The sequence below is a fragment of the Ruegeria sp. AG7 genome (assembly GCF_056541545.1).
Map to the genome: position 1 here is coordinate 24,554 of NZ_JBQFYP010000018.1, position 26,757 is coordinate 51,310.

Consider the following 26,757-nt stretch of genomic DNA (forward strand, 5'->3'; position numbering starts at 1 on the left):
CATGCGTTGGCCCCTGCTCATACCGCTCCTGCTCGGCTCGCCCCTTTGGGCGGCGGACTGGGATGTGCCCAACCGGGCGGGGGCCATCAACGAGATACTGGCGCAGGCGGCGGATGGGGACACCCTTCGCCTGAGCCCCGGCGATTACGTCGAGCAGTTGGTTCTGGACCGGCCCGTGACCCTCGACGGGCTGGGACAGGCCACCATCGACGGACAAGGCCAAGGCAGCGTGATCACAGTGACCGGGCCGGGCGTGACCCTGCGCGGGCTTACGGTGATCGGATCAGGCTCGGATCATGACGGGATCGACAGCGGCATCCAGCTGACCAAGACGGCGCGCGCGCCGGTGGTCGAGGATAACGTGCTGCTGGGCAATCTTTACGGCATCGACATACACGGTGCGAAGGACAGCATCGTACGACGCAACCGGATTGAAGGGCGACAGGATCGCCACATGAACGCGCGTGGCAATGGTGTCTATGTCTGGAACGCGCCGGGTGCAGTGGTTGAAGGCAATGACATCCGCTATGGCCGCGACGGGATCTTTGTGAACTCGTCCAAGAAGAACACCTTTACCGGCAACCTATTCCGCGATCTGCGGTTTGCCGTTCACTACATGTATGCCGACGACTCGGTCGTCAGCGACAATGTCTCGATCGGCAACGATCTGGGCTATGCGGTGATGTTCACGACCAATGTGCGGGTCGCCAACAATGTCTCGATCGGGGACCGCGAACATGGCGTGATGCTGAATTACGCCAACAAGAGCGTCATCACCGGCAATGTGGTGAAAGGTGCCAAGGAAAAATGCACCTTCCTCTATAACTCGAACAAGAACGAATTCACCGACAACTGGTTTGAGGGATGCGGCATCGGCATCCATTTTACCGCTGGCAGTGAACGCAACCGCATCGTCGGCAATTCATTCATCGGCAACCGGACGCAGGTGAAATATGTCTCGACCAAGTGGGTCGAGTGGTCCGAAGACGGGCGCGGCAACTACTGGTCCGATTTTGCCGCCTATGATGTGGATGGCAACGGCATCGCCGATGTCCCCTATCGACCCAATGACAGTATGGACCATGTGCTGTGGACCCAACCCGCAGCCAAATTGCTGCTCGGCTCGCCTGCCGTGCAGCTGGTACGCTGGTCGCAATCAGCCTTCCCGGCACTGTTGCCGGGGGGTGTGATGGACAGCAACCCATTGATGCAAGCCCCTGAACCCCCAGCTATGAAAAAGGTGCCTCATGACGGATAAGGCCCTGTCAATTGACCATGTCAGCAAGAACCGGGGGAAAACCTGCGTTCTTGACGATATCACCCTATCCCTTGCCCCCGGTCAGCGCGTGGCGCTGCTGGGCCATAACGGCGCGGGAAAGTCGACCCTGATCAAGTCCATCCTTGGCCTGACGCCCATTCGGGACGGGGCCATTCGGATCGGGGACGCCACCCCTGGCAGCGCGCAGGCTCGACGGGATACGGCGTATCTGCCCGAGGCGGTCTCGTTTCACCCAGCGTTGACGGGGCGCGAGCAGCTGACGCTGTTTACAAAACTGTCCGGGTCAAAAGCCGATGTGCCCGGCCTGTTGGAGCGCGTTGGTCTGAGCGACGCATTGGACCGCCGGATCGGGGCCTATTCCAAGGGGATGCGGCAACGTCTGGGGCTGGCGCAGGTGCTGCTGGGACAGCCGAAAGTGGCGCTGCTAGACGAGCCGACATCCGGCCTGGACCCGATCTCGCGGCAGGACCTTTATGCCATCATTGATGAATTGGCCGCGCAGGGTACCGCCGTGCTGATTGCCAGCCATGCTTTGACCGAGGTTGAGGCGCGCACCGACCGGATCGCCATCATGCGCAAGGGTCGGATGGTCGCCGATGACACGCTGAACAATCTCTCGGCGCTGGCCGGGCTGCCGATCCGGCTGAAGGTGCGTGCCAGCGCCAATGCGGATGCCCTGGCCGCCGAACTGGGCGGCAACCGGATCAACGGCGCGTCCGTTGAGCTGCTCTGCACACCCGAAGACAAGATGGAGGCCCTGCGCCGGATCGCCGGGTTGGGCGATGCGGTGGCGGATGTGGAAATGACACCGCCCAAGCTGGAGGACCTTTATCGCCACTATGCACAGGAGGAGAGGACATGACCCGCTTCCTTGCCATCACCCGAACTGAAATGCTGATCCTGCGCCGCAACCGCTGGCTGTTGGTTGCCACGCTGATCATGGTGCTGTTCGCCTTGGCGCTGACCTTTGCGGGCAGTGCGCCCACCGGCACATTGGGTGTCGATATGCTGACCGTATCGGTCGCGTCGATGACCACGTTGTCGGTCTATCTTGCGCCTTTGCTGGCGCTGATGATTTCCTTCGATGCCATCGCGGGCGATGTGGACCGGGGCAGCCTGTCGCTGCTGCTGTCCTATCCGGCCGGGCGCGGGGAAATCCTGTTGGGCAAGTTCTGCGCCCATCTGGCCGCGCTGGCCTTTGCCATGACCGTCGGTTTTGGCACCGCAGGTGCGGTAGCCGCGTACTTTGGTGGTGCGGGGCCGGAAAGCCTGATGGCGCTGGTGCGACTTGTCCTGACCTCGATCCTGCTGGGCGCCGTGTTTCTGGCGCTTGGATACCTGCTGTCCGCTTTGGCGAGGGGCGCCACGGCGGCGGCGGGTCTGTCGGCCGGGCTTTGGCTGGTATTTGTCGTCCTTTATGATCTGGGCCTGTTGGGGGCTGTCGTCATGGACAAGGGCGGCGCCTTCACCCAATCCGTCTTTCCATGGGTGATGGTGGCCAACCCGGCCGACGCTTTCCGTTTGTGGAACATCGCCGCGACGGAAGGCGTGGCCATGGCTTCGGGCATGACCGGGGCCGCACAGGCCCTGCCGGTCTGGGCCGCGCCCGCGTCGCTGATGATCTGGCCGGTGCTGGGCTTTGCCCTCGCCCGGCTGGCTTTCCGGAGGGTTGAGCCATGAGACGTCTTGCCCTGATCGCATTGCTCGCACTGGCGGCCTGCAAAGAAGAGCTGGCCGAGGCCCCCGACCCGGTCGATCTGACACCCGATGCGCTGAGCTACTTCTGCCAGATGAATGTCGCCGAGCATGGCGGCCCCAAGGGGCAGGTTCATCTGGAAGGCTATCCGGCCCCGCTTTTCTTTGCACAGGTGCGGGACATGGTGGCCTATCTGAAAAGCCCCGAGCGCGATGCGGATATCACGGCCATCTATGTCAGCGATATGGGCGTTGCGCCAAGCTGGCGGCAGCCGGGGATTTCGAACTGGATCGCTGCGGATGGTGCGACTTTTGTGGTTGGTGCCGATGTGGCCGGCGGCATGGGCGCGCGCGAAGTGGTGCCTTTTGCCGATCCTGCCGATGCCCAGGTTTTCGCGGATACCTATGGCGGGACCGCGATGCGCCTGCCCGACATTCCTGATGCCGAAGTGCTTGGCCCGGTCGATCTTGATCTGAAGTTGGAGACCCCCGTATGACCGCCCTGTCCCGTCGCCGATTTCTAATCATTTCGGCCGCCTGTGCGGCCTCCCCGGCCATGGCCTTTGACACGCACTGGCGCGGCACCGCCCTTGGGGCTGCCGCCAGCCTGCGGCTGGTCGGGCTGACAGATGCCGAGGCCGCACCAATCATTGCCGCCGTCGAGGGTGAGGTGACCCGGCTGGAGGATATCTTCAGCCTGTACCGTCCGCAGTCACAGCTGAGCCGCCTGAACCGCGACGGTGTTTTGACCGAACCCGCGCCTGAGCTGTTGAATGTGCTGAGCCTGAGCAGTGCGCTGCATCAGGCATCCGGCGGCGCATTCGACCCCAGCATTCAGCCCCTGTGGTATGCTTTGGCAACAGGCGCTGGCCCCGAAGATCTGGCTGCCGCCCGCGCTGCTGTGGGCTGGGAACGGGTGTCTTTCGATGCCGCGTCGGTGCGACTGCCGGTGCCGGGTCAGTCGGCCCTGACGCTGAACGGTATCGCCCAAGGAGCGATCACGGATCGGATCGCTGCGCTGCTGCGTGGCCTTGGCTTGCGTGATGTTCTGGTCGATATGGGAGAGGTTGCCGCCTTGGGTGCACGAAGCGACGGCACTCCTTGGAAAGCCGGGTTGGCCGCGCCGGACCAGCGGGTTCTGAAACGGGTCGCGCTCCGTGACCGCGCGGTCGCGACATCATCGTCGCTGGGGACGCAGCTGGGACAGGGTTTGGGCCACATCATCACCCCGGACGGGCCTGCAAACCGGGACAGAACGGTTTCGGTTTCTGCCCCTGACGCGGTGATCGCAGATGGGCTGTCTACTGCGATATGCGCGGCGCCCGAAAGCCAAGTCGCTGAAATCTTAAGTCATTTTCCCAGGGCCCGTGTCGAGCTGAATGTATGACGCATGGTCGCAAATCTCAGGTGGGTCAGGAAAATTCACCAAGAACATGATATTCGCGAAAAACATGATATAGGTCAATTCGTGCGCTGCTTCGCGCAGTTAGGAAGTAAGGACGCGAACCAATCTATCCACACTCGAGTCGCCAGCCATGAGCCAGTTGACCAGCAGACGCGCTTTTCTGAGCGCACGTATCCTACGGGAGGATCCTGATGCGATTCGACCGCCGGGCGCGGGCGTGACAGGCTTTGCCGATCTGTGCACAGGCTGTGAAGACTGCGCCGGGGCCTGCCCGGAAGACATCATCACATTCGACGACAGCGGCTTTCCGGTTCTGGATCTTTCCGCAGGCGGCTGCACCTTATGCGGTGCATGTGCCGAGGTTTGCCCGACCCCGGCGCTGTTGCCCGAGCGTGTGGCCGAGTGGCCGTGGCGCGCACGGATCGAGGCCGCAAGCTGTCTGTCGATGAACGGGGTGAGCTGCCGCCTGTGCCAGGACACTTGCGAACAGGAAGCCATCCGCTTTCGCCTGCAACTGGGCGGGCGGGCTGAACCGGCGCTTGAAACCGAAACCTGTATCGGATGCGGCACATGTTCTGCCGCGTGCCCTGCCGGGGCCATCACGATGCACCGCCCCGCCCCTTTGCACCCGGAGGTGACCCAATGAATATCTGTGGCTGTCTTGTCCACATCGCCCCCGATCACACCGACGCCGCGCGCGCGGCGATAACCGGCACCGATGGCGTCGAGCTTCATGCGGAGGCCGAGGATGGCCGGTTCGTCGTGGTTGTCGAGGATACAGCCGACCGGCTGGCCTCGGAAACCATCATGGATCTGCACCAGATCCCCGGCGTGATCTCATTGTCGCTGACCTATCACCATTTCGAAGATCCCGCGGAGGCTGCTCCGCGTCCTGATGCTCCAAGCCAACCGTCCAGCAGGAGGCCCATGCAATGACCATCTCTGAATCCCGTCGTACATTCCTGAAAGCGTCCGCAGCGGCTGCCACGGCCTCGGCTGCCGGCATCCCACTGGCCGCTGGTTCGGCCAGCGCTCAGGCCGCCGCGCCTGATATCCGCTGGGACAAGGCCGCCTGCCGGTTCTGCGGTACGGGCTGTTCGGTTCTGGTGGGCACCAAGGATGGCCGCGTAGTCGCAACGCAGGGCGACCCGGATGCGCCGGTCAACCGGGGTCTGAACTGTATCAAGGGCTATTTCCTGTCCAAGATTATGTATGGCAAGGACCGCCTGACCACGCCGCTTTTGCGCAAAACCAACGGCGAATATGACAAGAATGGCGAGTTTGAACCGGTCAGCTGGGACGAAGCCTTTGACGTCATGGCTGCCAAGTGGAAAGAGGCGCTGGCCAAGAAAGGCCCGACCAGCGTGGGCATGTTCGGTTCCGGTCAGTGGACCGTCTGGGAAGGTTATGCGGCGGCCAAGATGATGAAGGCCGGGTTCCGGTCGAACAACATCGACCCCAACGCGCGTCACTGCATGGCGTCGGCCGTGGTCGGCTTTATCCGCACCTTCGGCATCGACGAGCCTATGGGCTGCTATGACGACCTTGAGCACGCGGATACGTTTGTTCTGTGGGGGTCGAACATGGCCGAGATGCACCCGATCCTGTGGTCGCGTCTGACCGATACGCGCCTGACCAAGCCGGGATGCGAAGTGCATGTTCTGTCGACCTTCGAGCACCGCTCGTTCGAGCTGGCCGACAATGGCATGGTGTTCAACCCGCAGACCGATCTGGCGATCCTGAACTATATCGCCAATTACATCATCCAGAATGGCGCGGTGAACGAAGAGTTCGTCAAGAACCACGTCAATATCACCAAAACAGCCACCGATATCGGTTATGGCCTGCGCGACAATCATCCGCTGCAACAAGAGGCCGCGAACCCCAATGTCGGCAAGATGGAACCGATCAGCTTTGAGGAATATGCCGAGGCGGTATCGGAATACACGCTGGAATACACTTCAGAACTGTCCGGTGTTCCGGCGGACAAGCTGGAGCGTCTGGCCCAGCAATATGCCGACCCGAACCGCAAGGTCATGAGCCTGTGGACCATGGGGTTCAACCAGCATACCCGCGGGTCGTGGGTGAACTCGTTGATGTACAACGTGCACCTGCTGGTGGGCAAGATTTCCGAGCCCGGAAACTCGCCCTTCTCGCTGACCGGTCAGCCGTCGGCCTGCGGAACCGCGCGTGAGGTTGGCACCTTTGCCCACCGTCTGCCCGCCGACATGGTTGTCATGAATGACGAGCACCGCAAGATTTGTGAAACCGCCTGGAACGTGCCTGCGGGTACCATTCCGGCCAAGCCCGGCTTTCACGCCGTGCTGCAGCACCGCAAGCTGAAGGATGGCGACCTGAACGCCTATTGGGTGCAGTGCAACAACAACATGCAGGCCGCACCGAACATCAACGAAGAAGGCTATCCCGGGTATCGCAACCCCGAAAACTTCATCACCGTATCAGACCCCTACCCGACCGTCACGGCCGTGTCCGCCGACCTGATCCTGCCTACCGCCATGTGGGTCGAGAAGGAAGGTGCCTATGGCAACGCGGAACGCCGTACCCAGTTCTGGCGGCAGCAGGTCAAGGCACCCGGCGAGGCCAAGTCGGACATGTGGCAGGTGATGGAATTCTCGAAACGCTTTACAGTCGAAGAGGTTTGGGGCGAAGAGTTGCTGGCCACCATGCCAGAGCATCGCGGCAAGACCATGTACGAGGTTCTGTTCGCCAATGGCAGCGTCGACAAGTTCCCGCTGTCGGAAACGGCCGAGGGCTTTGACAACGACGAATCCGAGCATTTCGGGTTCTACGTTCAGAAGGGTCTGTTCGAGGAATATGCCAACTTCGGGCGCGGCCACGCGCACGATCTGGCTCCGTTTGAAACCTATCACCAAGCCCGTGGCCTGCGCTGGCCGGTCGTGGATGGCAAGGAAACGCTGTATCGTTTCCGCGAAGGCTATGACCCTTATGTGCCCGAAGGTGCGGGCGTGAAGTTCTATGGCAAGAAGGATGGCAAGGCGAGCATCATCTTTGCGCCTTACGAACCTGCGGCCGAGGAACCGGATGCCGAATATGATCTGTGGCTGTGCACCGGTCGTGTGCTGGAACACTGGCATTCGGGGTCGATGACACGCCGTGTGCCAGAGCTGCACCGCGCCTACCCGGCGGCTGTGGTTTACATGCATCCGCAGGACGCCAAGGATCGGGATCTGCGCCGGGGTCAGGAGATTGTTCTGTCCACCCGTCGAGGCGAGGTCACCAGCCGGGTTGAGACCCGTGGGCGCAACAAGGTGCCGCGCGGTCTGGTGTTCATGCCGTGGTTTGATGAAGGCCAGCTGACCAACAAGCTGACGCTGGACGCGACCTGCCCGCTGTCGAAAGAGACCGACTTCAAGAAATGCGCCTGCAAGGTCGAGCGCGCATAGGCAACAAGGATCGTACGGGTAAATCCTCATGTCTTTTGCCGACAAACCCCTTTCGCCGCAGCGGCGCCGGTTCCTGCAGGATTCGGCGCGGGCGGCGGGCGGCTGCGTGGTCGCCGGGACGGTGCTGGCCTATCTTGCCCGCGACGCCCGCGCCCTGCCAGCCGAGGCTTTGCGCCCGCCCGGCGCGCTGCCGGAAAAGGAGTTTCTGTCGGCCTGCATCCGCTGCGGATTATGCGTGCGGGATTGCCCATACGATACCCTGAAACTGGCCGAGTTGGGCTCGGACGCGGTGGCGACGGGAACACCCTTTTTCACCGCTCGGGATTTTCCCTGCGAGATGTGCGACGACATCCCATGTGTCGCCGCATGTCCGACCGGGGCACTGGATCCCGCGTTGGACAATATCGACGATGCGAAGATGGGGGTCGCGGTTCTGGTCGATCAGGAGAACTGCCTGAACTTCCTCGGGTTGCGCTGCGATGTCTGTTACCGCGTCTGCCCCGTCATCGACGAGGCGATCACGCTGGACACCACGCACAACACGCGGTCGGGCCATCACGCGATGTTCATCCCGACCGTCCACGCCGACCGCTGCACCGGTTGCGGCATGTGCGAGAAAAGCTGTGTTCTGCCCGAGGCCGCCATCAAGGTGCTGCCTGCCCGGCTGGCGCGGGGCAGTTCGGCAGAGCATTACCGCAAGGGTTGGGAAGAAAAGGCCGCGAAAGGCGCGCCGGTGGTCGAGGGGATCATCGATCTGCCGGACCGTTTGCCCGGACCGGGCACGGACAATCTGGTCACGCCCGGCGGCTTTGCGCCGGGATATGATCTGCCGGGGGTGGGACAATGAGCGTCCGCACAGATATGCCCACAGGTCACGAGGCCATCGCCAGCAAGGGCTGGATCGGCGCGCATCGCTATCTGCTGCTGCGCCGTGCAAGCCAGCTGTTCTTTCTGGTTCTGTTTCTGCTGGGCCCATGGTTCGGCATCTGGATCGTTCAGGGCACGCTGGCCGGGTCGCTGACGCTGGGCGTGCTGCCTTTGACCGATCCGTTCATCCTGTTGCAGAGCATGGTTGCAGGCCACTGGCCCGAGGTGACGGCACTGATCGGCGGGGCGATCGTTCTGGTGATCTACGCGCTGATCGGCGGGCGGGTCTATTGTTCCTGGGTCTGCCCGATCAATCCGGTGACGGATGCGGCCAACTGGCTGCATCGCAAGCTGGACCTGCCGAAGGGCTGGCAACCAAAGCGCGGCACGCGCCTGTGGATTCTGGCAACCGTCCTGCTTGTTTCGGGTCTGAGCGGCATGATCGCGTGGGAACTGATCAACCCGATCACCATGCTGCATCGCGGGCTGGTCTTTGGAATGGGCTTTGTCTGGGCCTTGATCGCCGCCATCTTTGTCTTTGACGTCTTCGTCTCGCGCCACGGATGGTGCGGGCACCTGTGCCCGGTGGGCGCGTTCTATGGCCTGATCGGAACAAAAAGCCTGCTGCGGATCAGCGCCACAAACCGCGCCGCCTGCGATGACTGCATGGATTGTTACGCGATCTGCCCGGAAAATCAGGTGATCTCGCCAGCGCTGAAGGGCAAACCGGGAAGTACCCCGCTGATCCTGTCACCCGACTGCACGAATTGTGGCCGCTGCATCGATGTCTGCGCGGTCGACGTCTTTACCTTTACTCACCGGTTCGACGACCACGTCGTCCAACCTTTCGATCCAGTTGCCGCGCCCGAGCCGCGCGCCGCCAGACCTATCTAGGGGAGTGCCAAGATGAAAAAATCGATCGTTACAGGCGGAATTGCCCTTCTACCCGTATTATTGCTGAGCGGTTGGGCCGTCGCGCAATCTGCTCAGGTTGAATCCCTGCGTGGTGCGGACGTGGATGAGCCGGTGCCGCTGGACCAGATCCACCGCAATGTTGAAGGGCGGCAGCAGCGCAATTACCGGCAGCAACCGCCATTGATCCCGCATTCGGTCGAACAGTACCAGATCGACATCCGTACCAATCAGTGCCTGTCCTGCCATGACTGGACCAAAGCCGGTGACCGCAACGCACCGACGCTGTCGATGACCCATTATCTGGACCGCGAAGGCCGCGAACTGGATCGGATCGCCGGAACGCGGTATTTCTGCAACCAGTGCCACGTACCGCAGGCCGACGCCCCGCCGCTGGTCGACAACGTGTTCCAGCCCTCCGCCGGCAATTGATCCAACGCAAGACTGAAAGGAGCACCGACATGGCCGACTCCCCTGAAAACCGCGGCTTGCTTGGTCGCCTCTGGAACGCGATCTGGACGCCGACGGTGTTGTTCAGTTCAGGCTTTCTGGTCCTGGCCGGATTTCTGGCCGGTATCCTGTTCTGGGGTGGATTTCACTGGACCCTTGAGCTGACGAATACCGAAGAATTCTGTACTTCGTGCCACACGATGGAAACGAACCTGGGCGAATATCGCGAAACGGTCCATTACAACAACCATTCCGGCGTTCGTGCGATCTGTTCCGACTGCCACGTGCCGGATGAATGGAGCCACAAGATCAAAGCCAAGATCATGGCCGTCAAAGACGTCTATCATGAGCTGGCCGGAACCATCAGCACACCCGAGCAATACGAGGCGCATCGCCTGAGCATGGCTTCGGCCGTGTGGAAGAAGATGAAGGAATCGGACAGCCGTGAATGCCGAAACTGTCACAACTTTGACTACATGGACTTTACCATTCAGGAAACACGGGCCGCGTCGGAACACCAGCGCGCCATTGACACCGGCATGACATGTATCGACTGCCATCAGGGCATCGCGCATAATCTGCCCGCAAACTATCTGGAACAGTACCAGAAAATAAGCGAGGCCGTGGAGGGCGAGGTTCTGCAAGAACATGCATCCGCCTCTGGCGACGACATTCGCGCGTTTCTGAACAACAGCTCGAATTGATGTGGGGACGGACATGCTAGACTTACTTGGAACAATCGGCGCCAATGTCCTGGGCCTGCCCGGCATACTAGGGCTGGCGCTTGGAATGATGACCCGCAAGCTGTGGTTGGGCGCGGCACTGGGGGCCGTTGTCGGCATGCTGGAAACGCTGGTTTTTGCGGGCTTTCAGTTTGCTCATGTGGAAGCGGTGGAACTGGGCATCTCGATTCTGGTCGGGCTTTGCGCGGGCAGCCTTGGCACTGCCATCCGCCTGAAAGGCGCAACCGTCTGAAGAAGACACCGGTTCTGCCCATTTGGTGGAACCGGTATCCTGTCAGGTAAACTTTCCAGCGCCAAAGCGGATGCTTGTGTCGCACGCGACGCGACTATTGACGTAGGGGAAGCGGTTAAGGCGCGCGGCAGTGTCGAAAATCGGCAGGGTCTGATTTTCGCATTTCCACAACTTCGATAAAAGCGCACGAGGCCCTAGCGCCTATGGGAAAACACCCTTCCCCATTACACGCGGCAAGGCAGCATGCCGGGCCCAGTTTTGCGCGTGAAAAATCAATATGAAACTGAAAGCCAATGATTTGACACGAAAAACTCAAAGTGGAGTGGAATTTCAACCCTACATCTGTCACAGCAGATAACAAGTTAACAATGGTGTCCCTGCGTCATGTGGATTGAACGTAAATTCCTCTCTATTTTTGCTTATACAAATACAATATGTTTTGAGGGGAGTAAGGGGAGAAGGAAAATGGGCGGGGGCGCAGAACGATGACGGGGGTCCTTGAGGCATCGCCGCGTATCTCAAAAGTTCTTCGACTGGCTGATCTGGAAAACCATGCCACCCTGTTTCGGCAGGAAGGCGTGGATGATGATATTCTGGACGAGTTGACAGATCCCGAACTGCGCGATCTGGGGCTGACGGTTGGCGAAAGAAAGCGGTTTCGCAAGGCGCAGGCCCGTCTGAAATCTGAGGAGGCATCGACCCGGCAGGAGCTTAGGTCCGAAGCCGAGCGGCGACAGCTTACGCTGGTTTTCTGCGATCTAGTGGGGTCCACGCAGCTGGCCCAGCGGTATGACCCGGAAGACCTGATGCAGATCATGAACCTGTATCTGGATACGGCGATCGGCACCCTGAAACAGCATGGCTGTCACCTGGCCTACAGGCAGGGTGACGGGATCATGGTCTATTTCGGATATCCAAAAGCCATGGAGGACGATGCCGAACGCGCCGTTCGCGCCGTGCTGGAGACCATTGAAGCCGTACAAAACCTTGAAAACAGGTTTGGCGAAAAACTGGATCTGCGGGCGGGAATTGCCACCGGTATGGTCGTTGTGGGGGTGGTCTCGTCAACAAGTCTTGGGTCGCAGGACTTTCTGGTCGGTGAAACCGCGAACCTCGCATCCCGCCTGCAAGGTCTGGCCGAGCCGGGCGAGGTGGTCGTTTCCGCAGAGACGTGGCGGTTGACACAAGGCGCATTCGAATTCGAGCCCCGTGGCAGCCACAACCTGAAAGGATTTGACAATCAGCGCACTGTCTATCGCGCCATTTCCGAAAGCGTCGCGACCAGCCGGTTCGATGCGCGTGTCGGACAGTCAGCTGTTGATCTTGTCGCCCGGGGCGACGATCTTTCAGTCCTAACGCAGCTTTGGAAAGATGCACAGGCGGGGTCCGGCAGGTTCGCGTTTGTCGGCGGCGCCGCAGGCATTGGCAAGTCGCGGCTGATCAAGTCCCTGTCTGAAACAATTGGCGTCAAACCCTTTACGTTGCAGTGTATTCCGCATCTGGCCAGCCTTCCGCTTCATCCGATCGTGGGAGAGTTGAGGCGGGTTTCAGGAGACAAGTCCGATGATAGCATCCGAGGCGCGATTTCCGACTTTGTTCAGGCCGCCTCTCGTCTGAGCGACGCGGATTTGCCTGTTCTTCTGGATATGGCCGGGGTCGAAACGGGCGCAGCGCCGGATCCGGACCCCCTGAAGAAGGCCCGCAAGTCGCTGGACGTGTTGTTGCGCAGCATTGGCAGCCTGTGCGACAGGCGCGGCACCTTGCTGCTGGTGGTGGAAGATGTTCACTGGGCTGACGCAACCACGCTGGACGTGCTGGAGGCGCTGGCATCAGGACTGGACGGGTTCCCGATACTGGTGGTCCTGTCGCATCGCCCTGAATATGAGCCGCCAGAGCATTACGAAGGCCGCGCGGCGCGCATCGATCTGACGCCTTTGGCCAGCAGTGAAGCCTCGGAACTGGTCCGGCGCGTGGCTGAGCCGTACAGTTTGCCGGTCATCCTGATCAGGCAGATTGTCGAGAAAGCCGATGGCGTGCCGCTTTACATCGAAGAGATGACAAAGGCGGTTCTGGACCAGCTGCCGCAAGATGCGCCGATCAACGCCGAGGTTCTGGATGCCCTGAGTATCCCCGCAACCCTTCAGGATTCGTTGATGTCGCGTCTTGACCGGATGGAAAACGCAAAGCCCATTGCACAGCTTGGGTCTGTTATCGGGCGCAGTTTCACCTCGGCGATGATCCAGGCGGTGGCGCAGGAAGACATGGATGTGGAAAGCGCGCTGATGCAGCTTATGGCGGCTGGCGTTGTGCTGATCACGGGCGAAGCCGGAACGGCCACCTATACGTTCAACCACGCGCTGGTTCAGGATACGGCCTATAACTCGCTGCTGCGCGAAGACCGGCAGAAGGTTCACCTCAAAATCGCACGGGCCTTGCTGGCCGGACATAACGCATTCGGAAGCCCCGCCCCCGATACCGTGGCGCATCACTGCGACCATGGCGGGTTGAAGGATGAGGCGGTGTCCAACTGGTTTACGGCAGGCGAACAAGCCCTGTCGCGGTTGGCGAACCTGCCTGCGATCTCGGCCTTTCGCGCGGCCCTGCGCAATATCGGAACGATGCCCGCCAATGCCGAGCGTGACGGGTTCGAGCTTCGGGTGCAGATGAATATCCTGCCGGCTTACATGGCGATTTATGGATGGTCCTCCGATCAGGTCGGAGAGACAGCCGCCCGCGCGATGGAGCTTGCCCATGCATTGGGCGATGGCGAAACCCTTTTTGCGGCCACCTTCTGCCGCTGGACCAATTTCTTTGTCGCGGGCCAGATGAACCGCGCAATGGAGATGGGACAGGCCCTGGACGCGATGGCCGGTATGAGCGGCGACACTGTTCCCAACGCGCTGGCAGCCCGCGCGCTGAGCTTTACGCATTACTTCCGTGGGGAATTTGCGGATTGCGAGCAGCAGCTTGACCGTGCCTTTGCCCTGATCACGCCCGAGCTGGACATGGCCATGATGCCGATGACCCAGTCCTCGACCACGGCGTCATTGCTGGCCATTCAGGGGTGCCTTCTGTGGCAGCAGGGCAAGTTCGATGAGGCGGAGGCCGCGCGCTTGAAAGCCATCGACGTCAGCCGGGCACTGAACCACGCACCCAACCTTGTCTACATCATGGGCGCGTGCAGCATGTTCCTGCCCTACGCAGGCGAATGGGACCGGCTGGACGTGACCATGAAGGAAGCCCGCAAGATCGCCGACGAGGAAGGGTTCCTGTATCTTCACGCCATGCAGGATATCTACATGGGTCTTGCGCAGGCGGGAAAAGGCGACATCGAGGGCGTTCCGGCCCATATCGAAGCGTGCATGAACCTGATCTCAAAGTCTGGTGGAAACTTTACTTTTCCGCAGAATCAGATTGTTCTGTCTGAGTTGATGATCGATCACGGGGATATTGATCAGGCCCTGGACCGGCTTGAAACCGTGTGTACCCCTGGTTGGGAACGAGGAGAAACGCTGAACAAACCGGAATATCACCGCGTGCGGGCCAAAGCCTTTGCTGCCAAGGGTGATCGGGACAGCGCGATTGCCGAGGGTAAACAAGGATTGGCGCTTGCCCGCGAATGTGGTGCCGTTGTTCAGGAACAACGCGCCGGGGCACTACTGGACAGTTTGACGAAAGCCGAATGAACGAGACGGACTGCCCGGCCAAACAGGGCAGCATCACCAAGAGGGATTTACAATGACCGATGCATTGGATTGGAACACCGAACAGTGGAATGCCGTTAACAAGGCCGTCCATGATGAGGCGCTGCGCGCGCGGGTGGCTGCGAGCTTCCTGCCGCTTTATGGGCCGCTGCCAGCGGACACGCAATCTGTTCCCCTGAACAAGCTGGGTCTGATTGACAACGCGTCAGGCGCGGCCAAACGTCTGGAAGTAAATGATTATGACACCCTGCGGCTGACGACGGTTTCCGTCAACGTCTACCTGAAAGGCGCGCAGGTGGCTGATCCGGAACTGGCCGCGGCCATGATCATGTTCCGCCGGGCCGCCGCCGTCGTGGCCAAGGTTGAGGATGACATCATTTTCAACGGCCAGCCGGGCACCGGCGAAGCCCCCAGACATGCCGGTGGCGCACCTGCCGATCTGCCGCCGATCTATACCGTCAGTGGAGGCGGCAAATATCCGGGGCTGCTGGAGGCTGGCGAAGGTCAGTCCATATCGATCAACGGGAAGAAAAAGCCCTGTTCCGGCCCCGAGGTTTTCGAGGCCGTGGTTGCGGGCATCAATAAACTGGAAGCGCACGGATACCTTGGGCCTTTCGCCTGCGTGATGGGCAATGGATTGTTTCAGGCCGTGACCACGCCGATTGAGAACTCGATGGTGCTGCCGCGTGACAGTATTCTTCCGTTCCTTGACGGCCCGCTGCTGCGATCGGGCACCCTTCCCGCAAACAAGGCTGCACTTGTATCGCTGCAAGGTGCGCCGGTCGAGATTGTCGTGCCTTCGGATATCGCGGTGAAGTATCTGCAAACCTCGTCTGACGGCGAACATATCTTCCGCGTTCAGCAGAAATTCCATCTGAGGATCAAGGAAGCACAGGCGATCTGCACCATCACGTGCTGACCGGAGATCTGGTCATGGGGGAGTTTACAGACCGGGGCGTGACATTGCGTTGGTCCGAGCTGATCAACGAAAATGGGCTTAATCGGGTGCTGATCGAAGCCGGACCCGCCGTGTCTTCGCATGACGTGGTGCGCGTGATCTGTTCCGAAGATGGCGGCCCCGAGCGCGCCATTCGCGGCTGGCCCTTGCAATGCGACCCCAAGACCGGGTTTCAGCAGTTTGCAGCCATGCTGCCATCTGTGACCCAGGAAAAGACATTGACCTGGCGACCGGTGCTGACGACCGGTGGTCGCGAATATGATCCCGGCCGCGGAAAGGCCCCCGAACCTGCGCCGCCACGCCCGGCAAAGGCAATCACGCAAGTGCCCGCGCTGGAACATGTGGGCAGGTTTGTGGTGCCGTTCAACGACGAGTTCTATCCTTCGGGTGAAACGCCCGACGGTATCTGGCTGCATTTCGGGATCAAAAACGGCGGAACGGTTGATGGGCCTCATCTGAAGGGGACGATCGATCCGCTGGGGGGCGATTGGATGCGCGTGCGGTCCGACGGTGTGGGACTTTTGCACGCCCGAGCGCTTATTCAACCGGTTGAAGGGGGCGCGCCGATCCTGTTTGAAGATACCGGCGTGTGTGACTTTGGGCCGGATGGGTATGCCGGGCTGGCGAAGGGCAATCTGCCCGCCTCGGCCCCGGTCCGGCTGGCACCGCGATACCTGACGTCAAACCCGAATTATGCCTGGATGAACAGGTTGCAGGGGTTCGGCATCGGCGAAGCCAGCCTGTCCGATATCACCCTGCGCTTTGACGTCTATTCCGCGAAAGGAACATCCGATGGCTGAAAAGGTTGTCATACTGGGCGGTGGCGTGGCCGGAATGAGCGCCGCGCATGAGCTGATCGAGCGCGGGTACGAGGTCGAGATTCACGAGCGCCAGCTGATCCCCGGCGGTAAGGCACGCAGCATCCCCGTGATGAAGGGCGAAGGCGATCACGGGTCTAAGGCGAAACACATCAAGGCGCTTGAACAATGGGCCGAGATGGACGGCGCCAGTTATCCCCCAGGCGTGAAACGCCCCTGGCTGCCCGGCGAGCATGGGTTCCGGTTCTTTCCGAATTTCTACCGCCATATCACCGATACGATGGCGCGCACGCCCTATTACGGCAAAGGCACCTGTTACGATAATCTGGTATCCACCACTCAGGTTCTGGTCAGCCAGTTCGACGACCCAGGAATCATCGTTCCCGAACGGTTTCCCCGCACGCTGAAAGACGTGGCCGACGCGCTCAAGACGGTTGCATTCACGCTCTCGCCCCGGGACCAGATCGCCTATGAGGATGTCGAACATTTCATCGCCTGCATGTGGCGCATCGCGACATCCTGCAAGGAGCGCCGGTTCGATGAATATGAACGCATCGGGTGGTGGGATTTCATCGGTGCCGAGCAGCGCTCGGAAGCGTATCAGAAGTTTCTGGCGATTGGCCTGACCCGTTCGCTGGTGGCCGCCAAGGCGACAACTGCCAGTACAAAGACCGTGGGCGACATTGCCGTTCAGCTTCAGCTGGGTATCGCGACGCCCGAGCCGCATGGCAACCGGTTGTTGAACGGCCCAACAAACCTTGTGTGGATACAGCCGTGGCTGGATTACCTCAAAAGCAAGGGGGTCGTGTACAAGTTCAACTCAAAGGTCACGGGCATCGACTGCCAGGATGGCCGCATCGTCAGCGCGACGGTTGAACAGGATGGCGAAGAAAAGCAGGTCACCGGGGATTGGTTCATCAGTGCGATGCCGATCGAACGGATCGCGCCGCTGATCACCCCTGCGATGACGGCAATCGACCCGTCTCTGGCCAAGCTGCCCCTGCTGGCCGAAGACGTGCAATGGATGAACGGAATTCAGTTCTATCTGACCAAGGATGTTGAACTGACCCATGGCCATGTCATTTTCATTGACAGCCCCTGGGCCCTGACCGCGGTTTCACAAAAGCAGTTCTGGTCGGCCATCAACTTTGAAAACTGGGCAGAAGGCAAGACCAAGGGCCTGCTTTCAATAGATATCTCGGAATGGGACAAGCCGGGGCTGAACGGAAAAACCGCGCGTGATTGTAGCCGCGAGGAGATTGCGCACGAGGTTTGGGAACAGCTCAAGCGCAGCGTCAACGTGGATGGCCAGACCGTCCTGCGCGACGAGGACATGCATTACTGGTTCCTTGATCCGGATATTGTGCAGGATCCCAACGACCCCAAGCGCCAAACCAATGTGGAGCCGCTGTTGGTCAACCGCATCAACAGCTGGCGGTTGCGCCCTGAGGCGGCCACGTTGATCCCGAACTTCATGCTGGCGTCGGATTATGTACGCACCTACACCGACCTTGCCACCATGGAAGGAGCAAACGAAGCGGCACGTCGGGCGGTCAATGCCATCCTGCAACGCGGCGGATCAAAAGCAGAGCCCTGCCAAATCTGGGACCTGCACGAACCGGATATCCTGAAACCGCTGCGCGCCTATGATTTTGCCCGCTATCAGGCCGGCCTACCCTGGGACAACCGGTTTGCGGTTGCGGTCGAGGCGGCGCTGAGGATGGGACAGGATGCAGTGGGTGTTGAGCGTGGCGGCGAAGGGCCGCTTGCCGTCATTGCGAAACCGGCTACGGAATACTCAAAACCCGGCGGGATTACCGAAGACCCTGCGATTGCGGACGCGTTGCGTATGATCTGCCCTCCGAAAGAGCTGCTTGACCTGATGGTGGCCTACGAGCCGACGGCTGATCTTCCGATCCCCGGAGAGGAGATTGCAGAGGATGTTGCCTTTGATCTGGGCCGGGACAGCGGCCAGTCGGGGGTGTTGTCCAAAGCCTTGCCGCTGACGGATGCACCTTTTTCGGCGGCCGGACCCAACCTTGCCGAGACGGGCAGGAACGAGACCAAAACCCGTGTGATCATCACCCAGAAGGGATGACCCTGTGGCCACTGGCACAGCACATTTGGATCCTGCGGCACAGCAGGATTTTCTAAAAACGCTGACCTCTTACGGGGATCGGGCCCGTGAGACGCTTTTGCAGCTGTTGCCGACGGGCGAGCCGCAGGCCTATTTGTACGGGCCGATGCGAGATTACATTGAAACCTCGGGCAAGGGGTTGCGGCCCGCACTGTTGCTGGCCACCTGCGAGGCTTTCGGCGGTGACAGCGAGACCGCGAGGGTGTCAGCCGCTGTTCTTGAACTGCTGCACAACGCGTTTCTGATCCATGACGATATCGAGGATCAAAGCGATTTCAGGCGCGGGCGCGCGTGTATGCACAAGCGTCTTGGGGTCCCTTTGGCCATCAATACCGGTGACGGGATGCAATCGCTGGCCCTGCGCCTGTTGCGCCAGAACCTTGGGCCGCTTGGCCCTGAAACCGGCATGCGCGTGGTGGACGAGTTTGATCATCTGTTGCAACAGTCCATTGAAGGTCAGGCACTGGAGCTTGGCTGGATACGGGACAACCGGCTGAACGTGGACGCATCGGATTATCTGACGATGTGTCTGAAAAAGACCTGCTGGTACAGCTTCATTCACCCCATGCGCATCGGGGCGCTGATTGCCCGGCCAAATGATGTGGCGTCTGGCGCGTTGAACCTGGACGATTTTAACGCGTTTGGGTTTTTTCTGGGGGCCGCGTTTCAGATACAGGATGATGTTCTGAACCTCGTGGGCTCGCAGGACAAATATGGCAAAGAGATCGGCGGGGACATCTACGAAGGCAAACGCACGCTGATGCTGGGGCGGCTTAGCTTGCAGGCGGACGAGCCCGAAAAAGCACGCCTGTCGGATATGCTGTCAAACCCGCGCGACAGCCGCTCGACGCAGGATGTGGGCTGGGTTCTGGATCGCATGGATCACTATGGCTGCATCAGATATGCACAGGACGCGGCCAATGACTTGCTGGCCTCGGCCCGTCAGGAGTTTGCGCAGGTTTTTGCGGCCACCGAAGAAGTACCCCGCGCGTTTCTGGGCCATTTCATGGACTACCTCGTAACCCGTCAGGTTTGAGCGTTCGCCACCTCATACATCACGAGGATCGAAGTTTGCACTGTACCCGTGCAGGCAATCCGGCCGTGATATTCGCCGGGATCGGCAAGGTCCGGCACGGTTACAATGACGGCAACATCCGTTGACTCGCCGGGGTTTAGCTGGATTTGCCGGGGAACAACATTAACCCGGTTTGCTGGAAGAGTGTCGCCGTTCCGGTTGATCAGGTCACCCGGTTCGAACTGTAATGCGACAGGCCCGCCACCGTTTGGTGCGTCAAAGGACAGCAAAATGGTCGCGGTGCCGCCGGGGTGGCAAGTTTTGCGGCACGCAAATGGCCCCTCAAGCGGCTGTTTCGTGCCCCGTTCAGCCCCAAGCACGCGGCGTGCGATATCCGAGATCGGTTGCGCGTCCGGCTGCGGAGCGATCGGGCTGACCGGAAGCGGCGTGCTAACGTATGGTTTTCGTTCGAAATAAGGCATACCCAACTGTGCACCTGTGACGCGGATCAGTAAATGGGAAATTTACCGGATCCGCGCGACAAACACACCGTGTTTCTATTTGCCTTTCCAGACCGGATCACGTTTTTCAGCAAATGCACGCGCGCCTTCAAGCTGGTCCTCACTGGAATAGAGGACATCCACGCTGCGCAATTGCCGTTTGGTGATGCGGTTCATGGCGTCCTGAAACTTGGCGTCTTCAGCATCGCGCACGATTTCCTTGATGGCCGCATAGACCAGCGGCGGCCCTGACGCCAGCAGGCGGGCGAGTTCCCACGTGCGGTCCATCAGCTGATCAGCGGCAATAATCTCATTCACCAGACCCCAGCGGTTGGCTTCTTCGGCATCAAACCAGCGGCCTGTCAGCAGCAGCTCCATCGCGATGTGATAGGGGATGCGCTTGGGCAACCTGACGCTGGCGGCATCCGCAACAGTGCCCGAGCGGATTTCCGGCAAGGCAAAAGTGGCGTGATCAGCGGCAAGAATCATGTCCGCGGACAAGGCCAGCTCCAGCCCGCCACCGCAGGCGATACCGTTGACGGCGGCAATCACGGGCTTGTTCAGGTCGCGCAGCTCTTGCAGGCCTCCGAACCCACCGACGCCGTAATCTCCGTCCACCGCGTCGCCGTCGGCGGCAGCTTTCAGATCCCAGCCGGGGCAAAAGAATTTTTCGCCCGCACCGGTCAGGATGGCCACGCGCAGGTCCGGGTCGTCGCGGAATTCAGCAAAGACCTCGCCCATTCTGCGGCTGGTGATCAGATCAATCGCGTTTGCCTTGGGGCGGTCCAGCGTGACCTCGAGGATTGAACCATCGCGGCGGGTTTTGATCGGGTCCATATCTCAGGCCTTTCTTATCAGGGCGTCCACGGCAACAGCCTTATCCGGCGTGCACAGGAGCGGGTTAATCTCGACCTCGCCAAGCGTGTCGGCATTTTGCATGACATAGGTCTGAACGGCCTCGACCGCGGCAACAATCGCATCCATATCAGCCGCCGGTTGACCGCGATAGCCCGCCAGCAGCGGGGCGATCTTCAATTGACCGAGGGCGGAGCGGATGTCTCCGGGCGGGCTGGGTACCAGCAAGGATACCGTGTCGCGCAGCAGTTCGGTCAGCACGCCCCCTGCCCCAAGGGTCAGAACAAACCCATGCGCAGGGTCACGCACCACGCCAATCAGAAGTTCGGCAACGGTTCCGGTGACCATCTCTTCGATCAGGATGTCTTCGGTGCCGATATCAGCCGCGACAGCCGCGACGTCGCCGGCCCGGATGCCCAGCCGAACGGCGCTGTGTTCGGATTTATGTGCAAGCCCGACACCCTTGACGGCAAAAGGGCCTTCCATCTGGTCCGCTGCGGCACGGGCAGCTTCCGCGCCCCGCACCGTCCGGTTCTGCGGGATACGCAGGCCGCATTCCGCCAGCGCCGCCTTCGAGGCGCCTTCGGTCAGGATTTGGGTTGGTTCCATCATACCCGGCTGCAAAACGGGCGTTGCGGATGGGGCCTTGACCTGCCCTGCGGCGCGGGTCGCCGACAGCGCCTCGCGCAGCCCCATGAAGGGTACAACACCCCCGACCATCAGCTTTTGTGCGATGTCTTCCGGTAAAAGTTCCGGCAAGGTGGCGACAATCGCGAACCGGGCGCCGGTTTCTGCCCGTACGTTCAACGCTGCCTGCGTTGCGCAGGCCCAATCGGTGGAGTCGGTGGTCGGGTAGTCGACGATCGAGAATGTCATGTCGATATCGTCGCCCGTCATGCCCGACCAAGCCCGCGTCATCGCCAGTTCGTCACGCCAGATATAGGTGTGATAATCCAGCGGGTTGTTCAGCGCGACCATGGGCCCGAGCGCGCTGCGCAGGCGGGTCAGCTTTTCACCGCTCAGCCGTGGAAATTGCAGCCCAGTGCCAACGGCCATATCGGCAATCAGGCTCGCCTCGCCCCCCGAACAGCTGATCGAGGCGATGTTGCCCCCCGGCAGCGGCCCGTAGCAGTGCAACAGTTTGAGTGTTTCAAGGAAGTCAGGCAGCGCCGAAAGGCGTGGAATGCCAAGCCGGTCAAGCAGCGCCTGCGCCCCGGCATCGCTGCCCGCCAGTGACGCGGTATGGGAAACGGTTGCCGCCTGCGCCTGTTCCGATGCGCCGACCTTGAGGGCAACCAGCGGGACGCCTTTTGCATGGGCTTTGGCGGCCAGTGCTTCCCATTCGCGGATGTTCTTGAAGCCTTCGATATGCAGGCCCACTGCGGTCACGCGCGGGTCATCGATCAGGGCCGAGGCGATCTGCGCCTGACTGGTCTGAGCCATATTTCCGCAGGTCACCATATAGGCAATCGGCAGCCCGCGTTTCTGCATGGTCAGGTTGATCGAGATGTTCGAGCTTTGCGTCAGGATCGCCACGCCCTTGTCGACGGGCACAACCCCGTGCTGATCCGGCCACAGCAATGCCCCGTCCAGCGCGTTGATGAAGCCATAGCAGTTCGGGCCCAGAATGGGCATGTCGCCGGCCGCGTTGATCAGTTGATCCTGCAAATCCCCGCCGGTGTCGTCCTCGGCCACGGCTTCGGAAAAGCCCGAGGCGAAGCAGACAGCGCCACCCGCACCCACGCTGGACAGGACTTGAACCGCTTCAACCGTGGCGTGGCGGTTGATGCCGATGAAAACCGCGTCAGGTGCGTCGGGCAGGTCTTCGATATGGCCATAAACCTTGTGGCCCGCAATGTCAGAAGCCTTGGGATGGACCGGCCAGATCTGACCGGCATATCCCATGCGTTCTGATTGCAGAATAACCTGTTGGCACCATGCACCGCCGCCAATGACAGCGATGGATTTCGGGCGCAGCAGCCGGGTCAGGTCTTTGGTCATGGTCAGGCGCCCAGCGGACGCAGAAGATCGCGGCTGATGATGTGGCGCTGAATCTCGCTGGTGCCGTCCCAGATCCGTTCGACCCGGGCGTCGCGCCAAAACCGTTCGATCGGGAAATCATCCATCAGGCCCATGCCGCCGAAGATTTGCAGCGTCGTGTCGGTGACCCGCGCCAATGCCTCGGAGGCATAGAGCTTGGCCGAGGCGATCTCGCGGTTTGCGGGCAGGTTCTGGTCCAGGCGCCAAGCGGCGGCAAGGGTCAGCCAGTCGGCGGCGTCAATCTCGGTGATCATGTCGGCAATCTGAAAGCCCACACCCTGAAACTTGCCGATGGGCTGGCCGAATTGCTTGCGCTCGGCGGCGTAGTTCAGCGCATAATCAAAGCAGCGCCGCGCGCGCCCAACCGAAAAGGCCGCAACCGTCAGCCGGGTCGCGTAGAGCCATTCGTTCATCACCGCAAAGCCGCCATCGACCTCGCCCAGAACCTGCGCATCGGACAGTCGGCAATTGTCGAAATACAGGATACAGTTTTTATAGCCCCTGTGGCTGACTGATCTGTAGCCGTCGCGCACTTCAAAGCCCGGTGTGCCGCGATCCACCAGGAAGGTGGTGATGCGTTTTTTGGGGCCTTTCGGGGTCTCATCCACGCCGGTGGCAACGAAGACAATGAAGAAATCCGCGTGTTCCGCGCCCGAGATGAAATGTTTCGAACCGTTGACGACCCAGTCGCCGCCGTCGCGCACCGCCTGACATTTCATGCCGCGCACGTCCGATCCGGCATCCGGTTCGGTCATCGCCAGCGCGTCCATCTTTTCCCCGCGCACTGCGGGCAGCAGATAGCGTTCGCGCTGTTCGTCGTTGCAGGCCATGAGGATGTTCTGCGGGCGGCCAAAGAAATGCGTCAGCGCCATCGACCCACGGCCCAGTTCACGCTCGACCAGCGTAAAATCCAGATGCGACAGGCCCGCGCCGCCCACTTCTTCGGGGAAGTTGCAGGCATAGAACCCAAGATCGATACATTTCTGCTTGATCTCATTGCCAAGCTCCAGCGGGACCGTTCCGCTGCGTTCGACCGCGTCTTCATGCGGGTAGATTTCTTTTTCTACAAAGCTGCGGACCGTCGAGACGATCATGTCCTGTTCTTCTGTCAGACCAAACTGCATGGCGCGTGTTCCCTGGATCGGTGGTTGACCAACCAAACGCCATCGCTCATGGTCACGACATGCAGAGATAGATCAGTTTCATGCTAAATTCGAAAATATTATCGCAGCAGTACAATGTCCTTCTGTTCAACGGGTTCTCGAACCATTGCCTTGCGAACATGGTCGAACCGTTGCGGGCGGCGAACACCCTGTCGCGGCAGGCGTTATATGCGTGGCGCTTCTGTTCGCTTGACGGCAACCCTGTTCAAAGCTCAAGCGGCCTTGTCGTCACCCCGAACGGGGCCATCGGCGATCAACAGGGGGATTTTCTTGTTGTCATGCCGTCATATGGATACCTGAAGCTGGATACGCGGTCGACCATGCGTGCCGTGCTGGCAGCGGCCAAGAAACACAAGCATCTGGCCGGGCTGGATACGGGAAGCTGGCTGCTTGCCAGTGCCGGATTGCTGGATGACCACAGGGCGACCATTCATTGGGACGAGTTTTCGCGGTTCGAGGAAAGGTTTCCGGCGGTGGAGGCCGTGCGGGAAAGGTTTGTCATTGATGGTAATCGGCTGACCTGTTCCGGAGCCATGGCAGCCTTCGATCTGGCCCTGACCTTGATCCGCCGGGATCACGGCCCGCTGCTGGCGATGGAGGTCGAGCACCTGTTCATGAGCCGGAACGGGCGTGGCCATTATGACCTGCCTTTGAAATCCGAGGACACGCTGGTCAATCGCGCGCTGACTGTCATGCAGGCGCATCTTGAAGCACCGCTGTCTGTCCGGAGTGTGGCCCGGAAAATCGGATGTTCACAGAAAAGGCTCGAAACGCGTGTTCAGGCGGAACTGAAAACAACTCCGCAAGCGCTGTACCGGCGTCTGCGCCTGAACCGCGCGCGTAATCTGGCCGAGGATACGGAACAATCCATCGCCGAGATCGCGGGGCGCTGTGGATACGAAAACGCCAGTGCCATGACCCGTGCGTTCAAGGCCGAGTTCGGTCAGACGCCGACCGCATTTCGGAACGGAAACCTGTCGGGGCAGTGAACCGGGATTGGCAGGGTTCCGGTTTCAGGTGTCGAACTCGGAAACATCCCTTGCTTTTGTCGTAGCGATTTAAGGCAGCATCCGTTTGCTGGTCAAAATGTGACAAACGTTTTAGGGAGGCAATTTTCGCGAAACGCGGACAGCCGATTTATGTTAGCGCCGTAGTCTGCCCGTCAAAGCGCTGGAGAATATGCGTGGACAGTGCGCCCACGCAAGTCAGGTTTGGTGCGGGCGATCAGGCCGCAGCGATCTGGCTTGCCTTTTCAACCAGCACTTCGGCCTGACGGATCGAGGCATAGTCGATCAGACGGCCATCCAGAGACACGGCACCTTTCCCATCCGCCTCGGCCTCGGCCATGGCGACAAGGATACGCCGTGCCTTGGTAACTTCGGCATCCGAGGGCGACATCACCTCATTGGCAAGTGCGATCTGGCGGGGGTGGATGGCCCATTTCCCCTCGCACCCCAAAACGGCGGCACGTTTTGCGGCGGCCTTGTAACCGTCGGGATCCTGAAAATCGCCAAAAGGCCCATCAATCGGACGCAGCCCGTTGGCGCGCGCCGCAACCACCATGCGGGCAAGTGCATAGTGCCACATGTCGCCCCAGTGGTTCAGGCGGCCTCCGTCGGCATCCGGGTCGGTCAGAACCGAATAGTCCGGGTTCACGCCCCCGATGATTGTGGTTCGCGCGCGGGTCGAGGCCGCATAATCCGCGACACCAAAATGAAGGCTTTCATTGCGCTTTGATGCGGCCGCGATCGCGCTGACATTCTGCATACCAAGCGCGGTTTCGATGATGTGTTCGAACCCGATCCGTTTCTTGTATCCCTTGGCGTCTTCGATCTGGGTCACCAGCATGTCGACCGCATACACATCTGCGGCTGTCCCGACTTTTGGGATCATGATCAGGTCCAGACGCTGGCCCGCCTGTTCGACGACATCCACGACATCCCGGTACATATAATGGGTATCCAGGCCATTGATCCGCACCGACATGGTCTTGTTGCCCCAGTCGATTTCGTTCAGCGCCTGAATGATGTTCCTGCGCGCCTGTTCCTTTTCATCGGGCGCGACGGCGTCTTCCAGATCGAGGAAGATGACATCCGCGTCCGATTTCGCGGCCTTCTCAAACATTCCGGGCTGGCTGCCGGGCACGGCAAGCTCGCTGCGGTTCAGGCGGGCGGGGGCTTGTTCAATTGGGTGAAAGCTCATTGTTGGGACCTTTCGGCTTACAAGTTCGGGTAGATGGGGAAGCGGTTGCAGAGATCTGCGACCTGGGCGCGGACGCGGGCTTCGACTTCGGAGTTGCCGTCTTCGCCGTTGGCTGCCAGGCCGTCGACCACTTCGATGATCCAGTCGGCGATCTGGCGGAATTCGGTCTCGCCAAAGCCGCGGGTGGTGCCGGCGGGGCTGCCCAGGCGGATGCCCGACGTGATGGTCGGCTTTTCCGGGTCAAATGGCACGCCGTTCTTGTTGCAGGTGATATGCGCCCGGCCCAGGGCCTTTTCGGTGGCGTTGCCCTTGACGCCCTTGGGGCGCAGGTCAACCAGCACCACATGGGTGTCGGTG

The 26,757-nt window shown here is 60.6% G+C and carries 24 protein-coding genes and 1 pseudogene; 19 read left to right on the forward strand and 6 right to left on the reverse strand.

What is annotated here, in order from left to right; translation table 11 throughout:
* Position 1: 1 nt before the first annotated feature.
* From ACR0BF_RS17825 to ACR0BF_RS17910, 18 genes are all read left to right on the forward strand, one after another.
* The gene (locus ACR0BF_RS17825; RefSeq protein WP_480477393.1) at positions 2–1,258 is read left to right on the forward strand and encodes a nitrous oxide reductase family maturation protein NosD; all 1,257 of its coding nucleotides are present in this window, start codon (positions 2–4) and stop codon (positions 1,256–1,258) included.
* Positions 1,248–2,141, forward strand: a complete 894-nt coding sequence (locus ACR0BF_RS17830) for an ABC transporter ATP-binding protein (RefSeq protein ID WP_480520473.1) — start codon at positions 1,248–1,250, stop codon at positions 2,139–2,141. Before ACR0BF_RS17825 ends, ACR0BF_RS17830 begins: the two co-directional genes overlap by 11 nt.
* Positions 2,138–2,959, forward strand: coding sequence for an ABC transporter permease (locus tag ACR0BF_RS17835; protein ID WP_480625442.1), 822 nt, complete (start codon positions 2,138–2,140; stop codon positions 2,957–2,959). The genes ACR0BF_RS17830 and ACR0BF_RS17835 overlap by 4 nt, the downstream gene beginning before the upstream one ends.
* Positions 2,956–3,471, forward strand: a complete 516-nt coding sequence (locus ACR0BF_RS17840) for a nitrous oxide reductase accessory protein NosL (protein ID WP_480625443.1) — start codon at positions 2,956–2,958, stop codon at positions 3,469–3,471. The genes ACR0BF_RS17835 and ACR0BF_RS17840 overlap by 4 nt, the downstream gene beginning before the upstream one ends.
* Positions 3,468–4,361 (forward strand): FAD:protein FMN transferase, encoded by an 894-nt coding sequence (locus ACR0BF_RS17845; protein ID WP_480625444.1) that lies wholly within the window; start codon positions 3,468–3,470, stop codon positions 4,359–4,361. The genes ACR0BF_RS17840 and ACR0BF_RS17845 overlap by 4 nt, the downstream gene beginning before the upstream one ends.
* A 148-nt stretch (positions 4,362–4,509) precedes the next feature.
* The gene (napF, locus tag ACR0BF_RS17850) at positions 4,510–5,025 is read left to right on the forward strand and encodes a ferredoxin-type protein NapF (protein WP_480494067.1); all 516 of its coding nucleotides are present in this window, start codon (positions 4,510–4,512) and stop codon (positions 5,023–5,025) included.
* A complete protein-coding gene (locus ACR0BF_RS17855; RefSeq protein ID WP_480477405.1) occupies positions 5,022–5,315 on the forward strand; it encodes a chaperone NapD in 294 nt (97 codons plus the stop codon). The genes napF and ACR0BF_RS17855 overlap by 4 nt, the downstream gene beginning before the upstream one ends.
* The gene (napA, locus tag ACR0BF_RS17860) at positions 5,312–7,804 is read left to right on the forward strand and encodes a nitrate reductase catalytic subunit NapA (protein WP_480477407.1); all 2,493 of its coding nucleotides are present in this window, start codon (positions 5,312–5,314) and stop codon (positions 7,802–7,804) included. Before ACR0BF_RS17855 ends, napA begins: the two co-directional genes overlap by 4 nt.
* A 28-nt stretch (positions 7,805–7,832) precedes the next feature.
* Positions 7,833–8,651 carry a ferredoxin-type protein NapG gene (napG, locus tag ACR0BF_RS17865; RefSeq protein ID WP_480625445.1) on the forward strand — a complete coding sequence of 273 codons (819 nt, stop codon included), beginning with the start codon at positions 7,833–7,835 and terminating at the stop codon, positions 8,649–8,651.
* The gene (gene napH / locus ACR0BF_RS17870) at positions 8,648–9,565 is read left to right on the forward strand and encodes a quinol dehydrogenase ferredoxin subunit NapH (protein WP_480625446.1); all 918 of its coding nucleotides are present in this window, start codon (positions 8,648–8,650) and stop codon (positions 9,563–9,565) included. The genes napG and napH overlap by 4 nt, the downstream gene beginning before the upstream one ends.
* 12 nt (positions 9,566–9,577) lie before the next feature.
* Positions 9,578–10,015 (forward strand): nitrate reductase cytochrome c-type subunit, encoded by a 438-nt coding sequence (locus ACR0BF_RS17875; protein ID WP_480477413.1) that lies wholly within the window; start codon positions 9,578–9,580, stop codon positions 10,013–10,015.
* 29 nt (positions 10,016–10,044) lie between these two features.
* Positions 10,045–10,737: a NapC/NirT family cytochrome c gene (locus ACR0BF_RS17880; protein ID WP_480477415.1), complete on the forward strand. Its 693-nt coding sequence runs from the start codon at positions 10,045–10,047 to the stop codon at positions 10,735–10,737.
* A gap of 13 nt (positions 10,738–10,750) precedes the next feature.
* Positions 10,751–11,008: a hypothetical protein gene (locus ACR0BF_RS17885; protein ID WP_480477417.1), complete on the forward strand. Its 258-nt coding sequence runs from the start codon at positions 10,751–10,753 to the stop codon at positions 11,006–11,008.
* 485 nt (positions 11,009–11,493) lie between these two features.
* The gene (locus ACR0BF_RS17890; RefSeq protein WP_480625447.1) at positions 11,494–14,694 is read left to right on the forward strand and encodes an adenylate/guanylate cyclase domain-containing protein; all 3,201 of its coding nucleotides are present in this window, start codon (positions 11,494–11,496) and stop codon (positions 14,692–14,694) included.
* 52 nt (positions 14,695–14,746) lie between these two features.
* Positions 14,747–15,631, forward strand: coding sequence for an encapsulin (locus tag ACR0BF_RS17895; protein ID WP_480477421.1), 885 nt, complete (start codon positions 14,747–14,749; stop codon positions 15,629–15,631).
* A 14-nt stretch (positions 15,632–15,645) separates the two neighbouring features.
* The gene (locus ACR0BF_RS17900) at positions 15,646–16,470 is read left to right on the forward strand and encodes a DUF3237 domain-containing protein (RefSeq protein ID WP_480520449.1); all 825 of its coding nucleotides are present in this window, start codon (positions 15,646–15,648) and stop codon (positions 16,468–16,470) included.
* Positions 16,463–18,586: a hydroxysqualene dehydroxylase gene (locus tag ACR0BF_RS17905; RefSeq protein WP_480625448.1), complete on the forward strand. Its 2,124-nt coding sequence runs from the start codon at positions 16,463–16,465 to the stop codon at positions 18,584–18,586. Before ACR0BF_RS17900 ends, ACR0BF_RS17905 begins: the two co-directional genes overlap by 8 nt.
* A 4-nt stretch (positions 18,587–18,590) precedes the next feature.
* Positions 18,591–19,661 (forward strand): polyprenyl synthetase family protein, encoded by a 1,071-nt coding sequence (locus ACR0BF_RS17910; RefSeq protein ID WP_480494057.1) that lies wholly within the window; start codon positions 18,591–18,593, stop codon positions 19,659–19,661.
* On the opposite strand, the gene ACR0BF_RS17915 is transcribed toward ACR0BF_RS17910, so the two are convergent.
* The 4 genes from ACR0BF_RS17915 to ACR0BF_RS17930 all read right to left on the reverse strand — a co-directional run bounded on the left by ACR0BF_RS17915 (position 19,652) and on the right by ACR0BF_RS17930 (position 24,159).
* A complete protein-coding gene (locus tag ACR0BF_RS17915) occupies positions 19,652–20,122 on the reverse strand; it encodes a hypothetical protein (RefSeq protein WP_480494056.1) in 471 nt (156 codons plus the stop codon). The genes ACR0BF_RS17910 and ACR0BF_RS17915 overlap by 10 nt on opposite strands.
* A 75-nt stretch (positions 20,123–20,197) precedes the next feature.
* Positions 20,198–20,977 carry a carnitinyl-CoA dehydratase gene (locus tag ACR0BF_RS17920; protein WP_480477431.1) on the reverse strand — a complete coding sequence of 260 codons (780 nt, stop codon included), beginning with the start codon at positions 20,975–20,977 and terminating at the stop codon, positions 20,198–20,200.
* A 3-nt stretch (positions 20,978–20,980) separates the two neighbouring features.
* Positions 20,981–22,996, reverse strand: coding sequence for an acetate--CoA ligase family protein (locus ACR0BF_RS17925; RefSeq protein ID WP_480606892.1), 2,016 nt, complete (start codon positions 22,994–22,996; stop codon positions 20,981–20,983).
* Positions 22,997–22,998: 2 nt separating this feature from the next.
* Positions 22,999–24,159, reverse strand: a complete 1,161-nt coding sequence (locus tag ACR0BF_RS17930; RefSeq protein ID WP_480484285.1) for an acyl-CoA dehydrogenase family protein — start codon at positions 24,157–24,159, stop codon at positions 22,999–23,001.
* An 80-nt stretch (positions 24,160–24,239) separates the two neighbouring features.
* On the opposite strand from ACR0BF_RS17930, the gene ACR0BF_RS17935 reads away from it, so the two are divergent.
* A complete protein-coding gene (locus ACR0BF_RS17935) occupies positions 24,240–25,187 on the forward strand; it encodes a GlxA family transcriptional regulator (RefSeq protein WP_480520439.1) in 948 nt (315 codons plus the stop codon).
* A 235-nt stretch (positions 25,188–25,422) separates the two neighbouring features.
* Here ACR0BF_RS17935 and ACR0BF_RS17940 read toward each other — a convergent pair whose 3' ends face one another.
* Together ACR0BF_RS17940 and glyA are read right to left on the reverse strand one after the other, a co-directional pair.
* Positions 25,423–26,400: an HpcH/HpaI aldolase/citrate lyase family protein gene (locus tag ACR0BF_RS17940; RefSeq protein ID WP_480625449.1), complete on the reverse strand. Its 978-nt coding sequence runs from the start codon at positions 26,398–26,400 to the stop codon at positions 25,423–25,425.
* 17 nt (positions 26,401–26,417) lie between these two features.
* A pseudogene (glyA, locus tag ACR0BF_RS17945) lies at positions 26,418–26,757 on the reverse strand (serine hydroxymethyltransferase); the annotation flags it as partial.